Below are 13,902 nucleotides of genomic sequence, written 5' to 3'. Positions count from 1 at the left end.
ATTATGCTCCTGACACTCTAGTAATATCTTCCGCAACTGATCAGAAGAAATTGAAATAATTGAACCGGCAAGCGAAGAAACAGCAACGGTTCTCCTCCTTACCTGAACCAAAAATTAGCGCTAAAGAAGTTAAGATAACCGAATTGCCCCAGAAATCTCTGGAAGCTTTTTCATTAGCTTATATCGATGCGCTAGCTACAAAAGGAATTCACTGGCTCAAACTAAACTGGAACATTGCGGAAAATGCGACACATAATCAAATCTGCCAATTAGACAACCTCCAGCCGAATAACTGCCGTTGTATTGGCGAGCTACTATCAGCCAGCAGTATCTGTTAAACAGAAAGTTGTACCACATACAAGCCTTTCAGGTTTGAATTATCCACGACAAAGCCGTCAATATTGATGGCTTTAACTTCAATTTTGGTGAATTTAAAAGCAATTAAACACCAACAGAGCTGGTAAACATACCCTCTCAAACAATTCAGATAAGCTCACCAATCAATAAGTAGCAAACGTCAGTCAGAAGGTAAAGATTGTAAATTCAGTTCAATTATTCACAGAAATGATAATTATTAGCAATCGCGTTATTTTGCGATTAGATGTGGATAACAAAACGCTATGAATAATTACAAGCTTTCACTTATTGCAGTTGCCTGTGCATCTGCACTTTCACCTTTTCATTCATTTGCTGAGACCGACGGACACACTCAAACAAACAGTGACATAGATACGATCACTGTAGTAGGCACACAACATCAGCTGATATTAGATTCAGGTCTTGCCACCAAATCTGATATGTCCCTGATGCAAACACCCGCACCTGTTGTAATTGTCAGCTCGGAGCTAATTAAAGAACAGGGAGCTGATGATCTGCAGGATATCCTGCGTAACATCAGCGGCATCACTCAAGCCGGTAATAACTATGGTATCGGCGACAATCTGGCTATCCGGGGACTAGACGTTAATTACACTTACGATGGTATGTACGGTGGCGCAGGATTAGGAAACGTATTCAACCCAACCCGCTCCCTCACTAATGTCGAATCCGTTGAAGTTCTGAAAGGCCCGGCGACGGGACTGTATGGTATGGGCAGCGCTGGCGGCATCATCAACCTAATTGAGAAAAAACCTCAGTTTGCCCCAAGCCATTCTGTTGATGTTGAAGTTGGCCAATGGAACACCCGCTCGGTAGCGGTGGATACAACCGCTGGTCTGACCGATGACCTTGCCTACCGATTGGTGGCAAAAGCCGCCCGCAGCGAGGGTTATCGTAATGTTGGTCAGGACAGAGATGAAATCTATGGCTCTCTGAAATACCAGCTAACAGAAGATCAGAATATTCTGCTATCCACCGCCTACATCAAAGATGCCATCAAGGTGGACTCAATCGGCGATCCGGTTCGTATCTACAATGCTGCTTCGGCCAGCGGAAAACCGGCCGGTGAAGTAACTGCAGCAGATCTTATGCCAGGCACAGCAAACCTAACTCCGGCCCAGCGTCAACAACTGATTGACAGCATGAGTAACAGCAACGGCCTTACACCGCACAACATCGGTAATGCCAGCCTGGTATCCCCTATGGCGAAAGCCAATGAAGGTGAAGAGCTAAGAATCAAGATCAGCCATAATATTGACTTAACCAGTGACCTGTTCCTGAACCAGCAGATTCAATACCGTGATTATGAGTCCGGTTTTGTCCGTCAGACCGGTGCTTATAACTATGTTTACTACAAACAAAACAAGGCTCCACGAGCACCACTGGTTGAAAATGACGTGCTCTACCCATTTGCGGCTCGACGTCAGGAATACCGTAAAGTCGCAGCGCATGAAAAATCATGGCAGTACTTCGCCGATCTACATTACCACTTTGACCTTGGTAACATCAGTAACGAATTGCTGCTTAACGCCAACTATGAAGACCGCAGCATTCGCTTCAAACAATCATCTAGTTATGACGCAGATAAAGTCATCAAAGACAAAGCTTCCGGCAAAGTAATCTACCAGGGCAACCTGCCCTATATTTATGACATCAATAACCCTAACTGGGGCTCTGGCAACTTTGAAGACTACGATCCTCTGGTTACTTCAAACTATGAAAAAGGTGTCCAGGCATGGGGCGTTGGCGTTCAGCATGTCGGGTATCTGGGTTACGGCTTTACCTCCCGCGTTGGTGTAGCCTTTAACGAAGTTTCCCAAACTTACCAGCATTTCGGCGTTGACCCGCGCTATCGTAAGAGTGCCGCCGAACCGACACCAGAGGCTGACACTAAAGATAACGGTATCACCTATAACCTTGGCCTAAGCTATATGCCAATTGATGATCTGTCGTTCTTTATCAACTATGCTAAAGGCCGAACAGCATATAGCGTCACCGGGTCTATTAAAGGCAATGACGATGACAGAAAAGACTCTGAATCCATCAGCTACGATTTGGGCATGCGGTATAAAGCCTTTGACGATCAAATGCTGACATCTCTCGTTCTTTTCGATACCCGAAAAACCAACCTGAGATACAGCAACCCAGACTATGAGGAAGGAGTATCAGGGCCGGAAATTGAGAAGTATTTCTACGACGGTGAGGAAAAAACACAAGGTGTCGAACTGGACATGAATGCCTTTATCGGAGAGAAGTGGAAACTGAATCTAAACGCCCTTTATCAGGAAGCGAGAGATAAAACTAATCCCAACAGTACAAGCTATGATACTCGTAAGAAAGGCATTCCGCGCATTACAGCCGGAGCCTGGATAACATATGGCGCAGACTGGTTCCCACTACAAAACCCGCTGAATATCAGCCTTGGCGGCCAATATGTTAGCGAACGCAGCATTGCAGCCAAGCCATTCGGTATTCCGGATGCTTATCTACCTAGTTATACCGTTGTTGATACCGGCCTGAGCTATGGCCAGGATAACTGGCAGATTCATCTGAACATCAATAACCTGTTTGACGAAAGGTACTACAGCAAGGCAATGTTCGCAGGCGGTATGCCTGGAGAAGAGCGTAACGCCACGCTTAACTTCAACTACAAGCTATAACCACGCAGAAAACCGTAGTTAAAAACTAATCTGGCGGTAGGGCTAACCTGTCGCCAGATTTTTTGATCAAGTTAATCAAGATAGTAATCAATATAGTGCCTTTAAAACCTTCTCCTCCCAAGCAGGAACGAACAAACCACAAACAGTATAGGAAACTGGAAAATAGAATCAGTATTCTGTACATCAGCCAATTAAAAAGCACTAACAAAGCTCCCAACAAGATCAAGCAAGATTCCAGCCTCACGCCCCCCTACCCTTACTACTCACTTTTCTAGTAGACTATCCGCCGTTTTTTACTCTCACCACGGGTTCACCATTTTGCATACAGTTTCTCAGCTAAAATCAGGTCAATTAACCGGCATCAAGCACTTAAAACTATCTGAAAGCTTAACATCATTTCCATTAGAGATTTTGCAACTGGCCGATAGCCTAGAGATTCTTGATTTAACCAACAATTCATTATCGTCATTGCCACAAGAGCTGACCCAACTCAAAAAGCTTAAAATCATTTTCGCCTCAAACAACTGTTTTGAGACGCTACCTGAAGTACTTGGACAATGCCAAAACCTTGAAATGGTGGGATTTAAGTCTAATCAAATCAAGTACGTACCAAAAAACTCATTACCACCAAAATTACGCTGGCTAATTCTGACAGATAACCGCATTGAAACTTTACCTGACACATTAGGCGAGCGACCTCGCTTGCAAAAGTTGGCTTTAGCGGGCAATTGCCTGACACATCTACCGCAAACTTTATCTCAATCTACCAACCTTGAGTTAGTGCGTATTTCTGCCAACCAGCTAACTGAATGCCCGGATCAATTACTTGGCTTACCTAAGCTGGCCTGGCTATCTTTTTCTGGTAATCCATTCAGCCAGTCAGATATTAATATTAACTCTGTCCCTGAAGTCCCATCATCCAGTTTCTCTTTACAAAATGTTCTGGGGCAAGGTGCCTCTGGAGTTATTTCAAAAGCCAGCTGGAATACAGAGCAAACTGCTTTTCCTAGTGATATTGCCGTTAAAGTGTTTAAAGGTGAAGTAACCAGCGATGGTTATCCGGAAGATGAATTGCGGGCTTGTCTGAAGGTCGGTAATCACCCAAACCTGGTACAGTCATTAGCGCAAGTGAATGAAGAAAGGTATTCAGCTTTAATTATGAACTTGATTCCCTCTCACTATAAAAACTTAGGCCTACCACCGTGTTTTAATAGTTGCACCCGCGATACCTTCCCTGAGGGCTTTACGCTGTCCATTGAACAGATAGAAAAAATCATTGTACAAATGAAGCGGGTGTTTGAGCATATACACTCAAATCAAGTGTGTCACGGTGACTTATACGCGCACAACACTCTGTTTGATGAAAAAGCCAATATCATCTTTGGGGATTTTGGTGCTTCAACAATGTATCACATGCTGACAGAAGAGCAGCAAACCCGAATCAAGCAAATTGAGCAAAGAGCACTTGATCATTTCATAGATGATCTATTAAGCGTTTGCGCTGAAAAAGATCAACAGAGCGAAAAATATAACCACCTAAAGCAACAAATCGCTCATTAAAATCATGAAAATAACAGGTATAGCTCCCCCCTATACCTGTTGTTTTGCTTATAAATCTAGAACCACAAATTACAGGTAATATTTCTACGGCTCACCCATGCAATACACTTAAAGCAAACACATTCAATCTATTAACTGACAACAAAAAAAGCCGCCCGGTATGTTGGGCGGCTCTTAGGGGGATGAACTTATTCAGACGTTAAACAGTTGCGGTTTTTGCTGCACTGTGTGTATCGTCCTGGTCAACTTTATTTGGTTCATCTTCATCACGTACGGTACAAACCATCATACCGGCGAAAATCATAGAAACACCGCCCAGTACGATTGCCATCATAGTATTCCCTTCAAATGCCCAGCGAGTGAAGAAGCCAAGAATGCCTGCAGCCAGGATCTGAGGCAGAACGATGAAGAAGTTAAATACCCCCATGTAGAAGCCCATTTTCTTCACAGGCAGAGCGCCAGCCAGAATAGCGTAAGGCATACACAGGATACTCGCCCACGCAAGGCCAATGCCGACCATATTCAGCATTAGCATTGCCGGGTTATCGATAAGGGCAATCGAAGCAAGGCTAGCACCACCTATAACCAAGCTCAGACTATGCACAAATTTACGGCTGGTGCGCTGCGCCAGCCATGGAAGCGCAAATGCAGCCAAGGCCGAAATACCGTTATACGCGGCAAAGCATAAGCCAACCCAATCAGCACCTTCGTTATAAAGTGCAGAGCTGGTATCTGATGTACCAAAGATGTACGTGGTTACTGCTGATGTGGTGTAAATCCACATTGCGAAAAGAGCAAACCACGAGAAGAACTGGACTACAGCCAGCTGTACCATGGTTTTTGGCATCGCTTTAATGTCAGTGAAGATTTCACGTAAATCAGCTTTTTGTTCTTCCGGCTTAAATTGTTCGTTATGAAATTTAGCCAACTCCTGTGGGCTGTATTCTTTGGTGCGTAGCACTGTCCACACAATAGAACCGATAAATACGATAGCACCACAGATGAACGAGATTTTCACAGATGATGGAACTTCACCGGCAGGCGCGGTATTCGCTACTTCAAACACATTGCTTAGCAGGTAAGGCATGGCTGAAGCAACAACAGAGCCAACACCGATGAAAAATGTCTGAACAGCAAAACCTTGTGTACGCTGCTCGGAAGGCAGGTTATCTGCAACCAAGGCACGGAAAGGTTCCATAGAGATGTTAATCGAGGCATCAAGGATCCACAGCATCCCTGCAGCCACCCAAAGATATGGGGAGAACGGCATGATGATTAATGCCAGGGATGATGCAATAGCACCGAATAAAAAGTAAGGACGACGACGACCCAGAACAGTCCAGGTGCGGTCACTGAAGTAGCCGATAATTGGCTGTACCAATAAACCGGTAAGCGGCGCAGCGATCCATAAGATAGGGATTTGATCGATACTTGCACCGAGTGTTTCAAAAATCCGACTCACATTGGCATTCTGCAGGCCGAAACCAAACTGAATACCCATAAAGCCGAAGCTCATATTCCATATTTGCCAAAACGTCAGACGTGGCTTTTCCATTGAGAATTCCCCGATAATCACCACGACAGCTGTTATTTTTATTCTGCCGCAGCCAGTTTCCAACCTCGGTCAAATATGATGGATAGAGAAATAATTATGATTTGGCATGTTTAACGCACGGAGACCGCTAAAGCAGGATTTTTATGTCCTTAAGGGTCAAAAACAGACCGTTTTCATCATATTTGACCAAATTCCTTCGGGTTGTAATCCTATGTGAAGGCCACCCCTACCATCCGTGATCAGTTTCACATCAATTAATTGATAAGCCAATAAATCTAGTAAATTTACCTCTTTGACTGAAATTCAAACAAAATCAAAGCCTAAAAGCTGGTTATACCGCCTAGTTGGGTAACTTTTTGTCGTAAGTTTCTTGCAGAATAATGCTATTGTTTATAGGCAGATATGCCGGAGGTTACGCAAAAGCTATAACTATGAGCCACTCTGCAAAAATAATTAATGAAATTGTTGCAATATGTTGTCAATGTTTGCTGACAAGAGGTATAAATAGAGGTATGACCGTTTGTATTTAACTGCATGGATGACCACAATGTTTGAAAAAATTACCGCCGCACCTGCCGACCCCATTCTTGGCCTTACTGAAGAGTTCAAAAAAGATACCCGTGCTGAAAAAATCAACCTTGGTGTTGGTATCTATAAAGACGAGTCTAGCAATACTCCTGTTCTGGCAACGGTAAAGAAAGCAGAAGCAATCCTGCTGGAAAAAGAAACCACCAAATCTTACCTAGCGATCCCTGGTACGCCAGAGTATGGTCTGGCAGTTCAGCGCCTGCTGTTCGGTGCTGATTCTTCAATTATTTCAGACAAGCGCGCTCAAACTGCACAGGCTCCGGGTGGTACAGGTGCCCTGCGTCTGGCTGCGGAATTCATTAAGCGCCAGCTAGGTGATGTAAAGGTATGGCTGAGCAATCCGACCTGGGCTAACCACAAGGGTGTGTTCTCTGCTGCCGGTTTGGAAATTGCCGAGTACACCTACTATGACGCTGAAACCAAAGACATGGATTTCGATGCTGCAATTGCTGATCTGGCAAATGCTGCACCTGGCGATGTTGTTCTGCTGCACGGCTGCTGTCACAACCCTACCGGTATCGACCCAGATGCAGCACAGTGGCAAAAACTGGCAGAGCTTTGTGTTGAAAAACAGCTGCTGCCAATGTTTGACTTTGCTTACCAGGGTTTTGCAAACGGTGTTGAAGAAGACGCTCAGGGCCTGCGTATTTTTGCCGCTAAATGTGAAGAGCTGCTGATTGCAAGCTCGTTCTCAAAGAACTTTGGCCTGTATAACGAGCGTGTCGGTGCCTTTACTCTGGTTGCCAAAGATGCAGAGCAATCAACAACAGCATTCAGCCAGGTGAAAACCATTGCCCGCGTTATTTACTCAAACCCACCAGCACACGGTGCGGCAGTAGTTACTGAAATCCTGAACGACGACGCACTACGTACTGATTGGGAGCAGGAACTGGCAGAGATGCGCGACCGTATCCAGGAAATGCGTGTTCTGTTCGTTCAAACCCTGAAAGAGCAAGGTGTTGAGGCAGACTTCAGCTTCATTGAACGTCAGAATGGTATGTTCTCTTTCTCTGGCCTAAACAAAGATCAGGTTAACCGCCTGAAAGAAGAATTCGGTATCTACATCGTAGGTTCTGGCCGTATCAGTGTTGCCGGTATGACTAAATCTAACATGCTGCCACTGTGTAAAGGTATTGCTGCTGTAATTTAAGTTATCACTTTCCGTTTAAAGTAAGCAGAACAAAGGGCGCATAATGCGCCCTTTTTTAATTCATCTCCTACAGTCAGAACAAACACGTACTAAAATCGCTTATTGATTCTGTCTGCTGGAAGACTATTTATCTCCGCCGTTCGGTTTATTTCTGACTCCGTTGATCTCATCATTATCAGATGCTTTTTCACGCTCACGGCTTTTCCTTACTTCCTCAGCCAGATTTATCGAGGGGTAAGACGTTACAAAAAAGCTCCCTCTCATATTGATCTTCTAACCTTTCCCGCCATGACTTGTCAGAGATCGGCACCAGATAAAACATCTCTCTGGAGGTATCAGTTACAAATGCCATACCATGTTGCATCAACTCATAATGGATATCGTGGACAAAACCCAGCGTAAAGCTCTGTCTGCCTGTCAGCTGATTAATGTCTTCCCGGGTCAGGCAAACTCCTCGTTCTTCATCAGCGAAGCGATGTCGAAGCCAGTCTGCAAATTCCCTAGCACTTATCATCGTCATACCTACTGCCTCCGAGCTCAGGCCTCATGAGAAATTTTAGTGTCATAGCTAAGTTATAGCAGAGACCCGAAATAACGACAGTTGTCAGCAAAATGAAAGGAAGTCTAAACAATCAGACAAATTAGCCAATCCATCTCGTATTTAATACTTAATTAACGAAGAATTGTCGAAGCTGTTAGGCAAAGTGAACAAGCAGAGATTTTGAGTATCAAAAATGATAACGGGATGAATTCGAAGATTCAGTAAGAATAACGAAGGGTCGGTAAAAGATAGCCAGAGGCTGAGAAGCCGGTAAAATAAATGGGAAGGGACACCCGTTCCTGTTGCCACAGGAACGGGCTCGGCAGTCATTAAAGTGCTTTGTAAAGAACTTTGTTACCTGCCAATTGGATGCGCTCAACCAGACCTTCTTCAGTCAGTTTTTTCAGCGCACCGGTTGCCCAAGAAGCTGCTTTTGAGTCTTCCTGGCCAGCCTCAAGACCGATACCTTTAGGGTTAATGCCTTCAGCATTCTTAACCACGATATCAAGCACTGCCTGCTGTTTTGGAGTCAGAGACACTTGAGCTGCAACAGGTGCTGCCGCTTCAACTGGCTTTTTCTCTTCAACAGGTTTTGCCGCTGGAGCAGCTTTTACTGTTTCTGCAGTTGGTGCTTTTTTCACAGCATCTTTTTTAGCTGCTGCCGGCTTTGCTACCGCTACGGTTGCTTTGAAACGCTTTTGTAGCTTTAGCTGAACTTTACGTTTGTGAGAGATTCTCATTAAATTTCCTACTCCGTTGCACTACTTTCAGTCACCACCATATACCGCTCAAGAAATAACTCGAACAGGTATGTCCAGCGGGAAAAAGTAAGCGCGTGTTATACCAAGGATGTCAGAGAAATGCCAGCAAACGGTCATTTAACCCGCAACAAAACATGATTTTACTCAAAAACAGGTGGCAAGGTCTCATTTTCGACAAAAAGTAAAGCCCCAAATTTATGTTTAAATACCCCTAATAATCAGCAATCAAAAGGCAAACTGCATCAATCACAACGAAATTTGGCGACTTCAGCTAAATCAAGCAACATGATGCGCATAAGTATTCATAGCAACATCACGCTTCCATCCATATGTTCTTCCTCAGCCCGCTTATCTTTCCCATCAAAAGATCCAATCGTGGCTCTTAACTATCATCAGCCATAATAGAACTATGATAGAGAGCAAAAGCGACCATTTGAAAACCCTGTATATCAAGCCCCCGAATCCAAGATCCGGGACGTGGCAACTGGTGTTCTGCGCAATCGTACTTATTGTACTTTGCGGAGCGGTTTACTTTTATCCGACAGCTAATGCAGCCGCTATCGCCATTATCTTTATCATGGCGCTGGCGATGTTGATTATCGCCTATAAGCAAAGCAAAGAGCCAGCGCTGTCATTTACCCTTACTTTCATGCATATCCAATTTCACAGCTCTTATGGTGGCTGGCTGGCGCGTTGGAAAAACATAGCCGAAATTGGCCCGGCCACTATTTGTTACCAAGGCTGGTGCGAGCCGGTTCCCTGGGTTGGCGTTCGCCTCAAAAACTATGATGAGTTCCTGGAATCGATCTGCCCACGAACTGCCAGCAAAATCCTGTTGGAGCAGCGAATACTACTGATCCTTGCCTATAAACGCAGTGACGACCCGCCCCATGAAATCGAAGATATGCTGTTTGATGACACCCACTACCTCACCAGCAACGGTAGAGTGCTTAAGGGCCTGCTGGCAATGCTGGCAAACCGAATGCGATACAACCGGGAATTGCTCGGCTATGATTTTTTTATCTCGGAAGATTTGCTCGACCGCCCGACCGACGACTTTGTCGGCCTGGCGAGGCGTTACTTAGCTGCTTCATAAATCCCAACAGCGTCATAAATCAAAAGCAGAGTAATCAAAGCCAGCTTAATAAGCCTGTCAGCTGTTCTGAGATACAACCGTCACACCTTCATCTATGGACTGCGCCTTAAGGAACGGCAGCAGCAGAAGACCGACAACAGCCGCAGCGGATGAAATAACGGTAAAAAAGCCTGCCCAGTGGTAATGCTCCATAATCACCGCCAACGGATAGCCAGCCAATGCCGCCCCCATATAGGCAAACAAGCCGACAAACCCGGTAGCCGCTCCGGCAGAATCTTTATGGGAGCATTCTGCCGCAGCCATTCCTATCAGCATCTGCGGACCAAAAACAAAGAAACCAATGGCAAAAAAACAACCAGCCTGCAGCACAAAACCGGTCATCGGCATTAGCCAGAGTGCCGCAACAGACAAGAAAATTCCGATTGAAAAAATCAAATTCATCGGGCCCCGGTTACCGCCGAACAATTTATCCGAGCCCCATCCCGCGACAAGCGATCCGATAAAACCACCGACTTCAAACAACGACAAGGCCGTATTGGCAGTAATAAGTCCGTAACCGTGCTGCTCAGTCAGGTACAAATTCCCCCAGTCATTAATCGCGGTTCGAACGATGTAAACCAGCACATAACTGAAAGCCAACAGCCAAATATACTTATTACTCAGAACATATTTTCTCAGGATTTCACCATGGCTAAGCCCCTGACCTTCCTGCTCCTGTGCTAGTTCAAGCTGATCATTACGCCAGCGACCGACCGTAGGGAGGCCTAGAGTGACCGGCTTGTCACGCAGGCGCCAGCAAAGCACCAATCCCACCAGCACAGCGATAATACCCGGTATAATGAAGCCGTATCGCCAGCTAAAATGCAGGGTCAGATAACCAGCCAGTAAAGGGATCAACGCACCACCAACATTATGAGCAGTATTCCACAGCGACCACCACAGTCCGCGCTCTGAGCGCGAGTACCAGGTTGTCATCAGTTTCGAACAAGGCGGCCAGCCCCAGCCCTGGAACCAGGCATTGAGCACCCACAGGCCGCTTAACACCAACAATGAGCTAGAGAAGCCAAACAGGATATTAACGATGCCGGTAGCAATCAGGCCGAGCCCCATGAAATACCGCGGATTTGAACGGTCAGAAATAATCCCCGAAAGGAACTTAGAGCAGCCATAGGTAATGTAGAACAGGGTGCCCATCATCCCAATATCAGCTTTATCCAGCCCCAGATCAGCCAGCATGGCTGGCATGGCATAGTTGAAGTTTTTACGGGTCAGATAGAAAACTGCATAGCCAAGATACATGGTCAGCATGATGTGGAACCGCCAGTAGCGGTAAAGCTGGTTGACCTGTTGCGGGTCGGTGACCGTCGCTGCTGGTTGCGGAGATTTAAACTCACCAAACATCAATCAATACTCTTCTTCGTCTTGAACCTGTTACAGTGCAGGAAGGATAACCCTGAGCACAGTGCCCTGATCTTCGCCTTCGGTACGGCTGCTCAATAGGAAAGTTCCGCCCAGAGCCTGTACACGCTCCCGCATTCCTCGCAGGCCGAAACCTTGCAATGTCTGCTCCTGTTTAAAACCGACGCCGTTATCGCGAATTACCAGCTCAACATCATCCCGGATACAGAAACAAATACTCACTTCAGAAGCCGAGGCATACTTCACCACATTATTCAGCGCTTCCTGACAAATACGGTACAAGGTGACACTCATGGCATCACTCAGCTCTGTCACCTGCAACTCGTCCTGCTGCCAGTCAATACGAGTCACAATGCCCTGACTTTCACATTCCATTTCACGAACTAGCTGATGCACCGCCTCTTCCAAACCGAGATCATCAAGAGTTTTCGGTCTCAGTCTCGTCAGCAGTCCTTTGGTCGTGTCGTAAATATTCAGCGACAAAGATTCAATCATCGAAGCGCAGTTCTGCCCCATCGGCGTATTTTCAACCCGCTGGATAATAGTTGCCTGGGTACGAATCGCGGTAATGTTCTGACCTATCTCGTCATGGAGTTCACGTGCCACTTCTCGGCGAACTGATTCTTCCGCCTTAACCAACTGACGAGAAAGATTGTGGTTACGTGCCAGCTCCTGACGCAGCTTATCGTTAAGTTCTCGCTGACGTTGGATGCCCATTCCCAGCAGAATACCTGTCAGGCTCTGAGCAGAGAGTGAAAGCAGTAAATCAGTAATTTCCAGGTTACTGCTGCCGGTTCGGGCTGCAATCAGTGCCACACTATTGAGCAAGGTGCCAAGCAAAGCGCCCTGCCAGCCGTAGCGAAATGCCAAAAGAATAATCGGAATAGCTAAACAGAAAGGGGCAAATCGACGCATCTCATCCGGCAGTCCCAGCTGAATGGCAATACTGATAATAAACAGAGCCGCATAGAGGACGACATGACGGCTTCTCAGCTCCACCGGACGTGAAACCAGATTTACCGTCAACGGAATCCATGCCTTCTGGAACAGGTAACTCCAAATCAGATAACAACTCGGAACCAGCATCAGACCGCCGGTAATACTGACCAGCAGTACCATCATGCCATGACCACTGAGCAAACCGACCACCAGCATATTTATCAGCGCCGTGGCTCCAATCACTGTTGCCATCACGCACAACTTGCGCCACTGGGAACCGAAATAGAGATCATGAGCCAGCCACAAAACAGGCAAACTCAACAAACTGGCCGCCATCACTGAAACCCACTGCGGCTGATCAAGCAGCACTGCCAGCGATATCATCAACCACCATTCGGCACCATAAACCGCAGGCCAGTATGCTTTGGGGGAGTGAAGGGTTACGCCCAGACGCATCGCAAACGGGAAAAAGAGCACAGCAAGTTCGGGATCCAGCGTAAAGTACGAGGCAATGATCCACAAACAAAACCAGCAGCAAGAAAGCAGTAACCAACTACACAGCGAAGTCAGGACGTAATTGCGCATCAGAGCGTCTCAGAGGCAAAGCATTTGGCAAGTTCAACATTATTCTTTACACCGAGCTTATCCATGGCATTGGCACGATGAACATGCACGGTTTTCGGACTAAGGCCCAACTCAGCCGCAACACTTTTAACATCCATACCCGATGCCAGCATTTCTCCGATTTGACGCTCGCGTTTGGTCAGTTGAGTTAATACCTTGGTACTGCGATCCGGTGATGCCAGCTTCAGCGCAATATCCGGGGTCAGATAACATCCTCCAGTAGCGGCAGTACGAACAGCAGCTACCAGTTCATCGGGGCTGCAACGCTTGCTCAGATAACCGCGGGCTCCGGCTTCCAACGCCTTCTCGACAATTGCAACCGAGTCATGAACACTAAGCATGATGCAGGCAATGCCGTCCGGCAAATCTTCCAGCAAAGACAAACCACTTTCATCCGGCATCGAAATATCAAGGATACAAACATTGGCTTGGCTGCCAGGCATCCCCTTTCGCGCTTCCTGTGCTGAACCGAATTCGCCGGCAACCTCGATATCTTCTTCGAGGGATAACAGTTGGGCGAAGCCCGAACGAACAATGATGTGATCATCAACCAATACGACTTTGATCATCTTAAAATACCCAGCCAGAGCCAAAAGAAAGATAAACTACATTCATATTCCCGGTCAGGCAA

Annotated in this window: 11 protein-coding genes; 5 read left to right on the top strand and 6 right to left on the bottom strand. The window is 46.2% G+C overall.

Annotated features, from left to right (window positions below):
• Positions 1-59 precede the first annotated feature (59 nt).
• The 3 genes from C942_RS24970 to C942_RS02875 all read left to right on the top strand — a co-directional run bounded on the left by C942_RS24970 (position 60) and on the right by C942_RS02875 (position 4,598).
• Positions 60-338 carry a hypothetical protein gene (locus C942_RS24970; protein ID WP_157372535.1) on the top strand — a complete coding sequence of 93 codons (279 nt, stop codon included), beginning with the start codon at positions 60-62 and terminating at the stop codon, positions 336-338.
• Between the two features lie 282 nt (positions 339-620).
• Entirely contained in the window at positions 621-3,038 is a 2,418-nt protein-coding gene (locus C942_RS02880) for a TonB-dependent receptor (protein WP_007462215.1), read from the top strand.
• 318 nt (positions 3,039-3,356) lie between these two features.
• Positions 3,357-4,598 carry a leucine-rich repeat-containing protein kinase family protein gene (locus C942_RS02875; protein ID WP_007462214.1) on the top strand — a complete coding sequence of 414 codons (1,242 nt, stop codon included), beginning with the start codon at positions 3,357-3,359 and terminating at the stop codon, positions 4,596-4,598.
• A gap of 199 nt (positions 4,599-4,797) precedes the next feature.
• On the opposite strand, the gene C942_RS02870 is transcribed toward C942_RS02875, so the two are convergent.
• Positions 4,798-6,153, bottom strand: coding sequence for an MFS transporter (locus C942_RS02870; protein ID WP_007462212.1), 1,356 nt, complete (start codon positions 6,151-6,153; stop codon positions 4,798-4,800).
• A 547-nt stretch (positions 6,154-6,700) separates the two neighbouring features.
• Between C942_RS02870 and C942_RS02865 the strand changes: the two genes are divergently transcribed.
• Complete coding sequence (locus C942_RS02865) at positions 6,701-7,891, top strand: amino acid aminotransferase (protein ID WP_007462211.1); 1,191 nt, start codon at positions 6,701-6,703, stop codon at positions 7,889-7,891.
• Between the two features lie 214 nt (positions 7,892-8,105).
• On the opposite strand, the gene C942_RS02860 is transcribed toward C942_RS02865, so the two are convergent.
• Both C942_RS02860 and C942_RS02855 read right to left on the bottom strand, forming a co-directional pair.
• Positions 8,106-8,411 (bottom strand): hypothetical protein, encoded by a 306-nt coding sequence (locus C942_RS02860; RefSeq protein ID WP_036798425.1) that lies wholly within the window; start codon positions 8,409-8,411, stop codon positions 8,106-8,108.
• A 350-nt stretch (positions 8,412-8,761) separates the two neighbouring features.
• Positions 8,762-9,172 carry a hypothetical protein gene (locus C942_RS02855; RefSeq protein WP_007462204.1) on the bottom strand — a complete coding sequence of 137 codons (411 nt, stop codon included), beginning with the start codon at positions 9,170-9,172 and terminating at the stop codon, positions 8,762-8,764.
• Between the two features lie 454 nt (positions 9,173-9,626).
• On the opposite strand from C942_RS02855, the gene C942_RS02850 reads away from it, so the two are divergent.
• Positions 9,627-10,289 carry a DUF2982 domain-containing protein gene (locus tag C942_RS02850; RefSeq protein WP_051035698.1) on the top strand — a complete coding sequence of 221 codons (663 nt, stop codon included), beginning with the start codon at positions 9,627-9,629 and terminating at the stop codon, positions 10,287-10,289.
• A gap of 57 nt (positions 10,290-10,346) precedes the next feature.
• Here the strand turns inward: C942_RS02850 and uhpC are convergent, their stop codons facing one another.
• From uhpC to uhpA, 3 genes are read right to left on the bottom strand one after another with little or no spacing between them, the layout of a single operon-like run.
• The gene (gene uhpC, locus C942_RS02845; protein WP_007462200.1) at positions 10,347-11,690 is read right to left on the bottom strand and encodes an MFS transporter; all 1,344 of its coding nucleotides are present in this window, start codon (positions 11,688-11,690) and stop codon (positions 10,347-10,349) included.
• Between the two features lie 30 nt (positions 11,691-11,720).
• Entirely contained in the window at positions 11,721-13,232 is a 1,512-nt protein-coding gene (uhpB, locus tag C942_RS02840) for a signal transduction histidine-protein kinase/phosphatase UhpB (RefSeq protein ID WP_007462198.1), read from the bottom strand.
• A complete protein-coding gene (gene uhpA / locus C942_RS02835; RefSeq protein ID WP_007462197.1) occupies positions 13,232-13,840 on the bottom strand; it encodes a transcriptional regulator UhpA in 609 nt (202 codons plus the stop codon). Before uhpA ends, uhpB begins: the two co-directional genes overlap by 1 nt.
• Positions 13,841-13,902: the final 62 nt, after the last annotated feature.

Origin of the sequence: Photobacterium marinum, from assembly GCF_000331515.1 — a bacterium.
GTDB classification, from domain to species: domain Bacteria; phylum Pseudomonadota; class Gammaproteobacteria; order Enterobacterales; family Vibrionaceae; genus Photobacterium; species Photobacterium marinum.
Note: the sequence above shows the minus strand (reverse complement) of the source record. Positions and strands in the feature narration are given on the sequence as shown.

What these genes read in the sequence shown, in the direction of transcription:
- C942_RS02880 (WP_007462215.1), top strand. Translation starts at nt 621, where the DNA reads ATGAATAATTACAAGCTTTCACTTATTGCAGTTGCCTGTGCATCTGCA.
- C942_RS02865 (WP_007462211.1), top strand. Translation starts at nt 6,701, where the DNA reads ATGTTTGAAAAAATTACCGCCGCACCTGCCGACCCCATTCTTGGCCTT.
- uhpC (WP_007462200.1), bottom strand. Translation starts at nt 11,690, where the DNA reads ATGTTTGGTGAGTTTAAATCTCCGCAACCAGCAGCGACGGTCACCGAC.
- uhpB (WP_007462198.1), bottom strand. Translation starts at nt 13,232, where the DNA reads ATGCGCAATTACGTCCTGACTTCGCTGTGTAGTTGGTTACTGCTTTCT.
- uhpA (WP_007462197.1), bottom strand. Translation starts at nt 13,840, where the DNA reads ATGATCAAAGTCGTATTGGTTGATGATCACATCATTGTTCGTTCGGGC.
- C942_RS02855 (WP_007462204.1), bottom strand. Translation starts at nt 9,172, where the DNA reads ATGAGAATCTCTCACAAACGTAAAGTTCAGCTAAAGCTACAAAAGCGT.
- C942_RS02870 (WP_007462212.1), bottom strand. Translation starts at nt 6,153, where the DNA reads ATGGAAAAGCCACGTCTGACGTTTTGGCAAATATGGAATATGAGCTTC.
- C942_RS02860 (WP_036798425.1), bottom strand. Translation starts at nt 8,411, where the DNA reads ATGACGATGATAAGTGCTAGGGAATTTGCAGACTGGCTTCGACATCGC.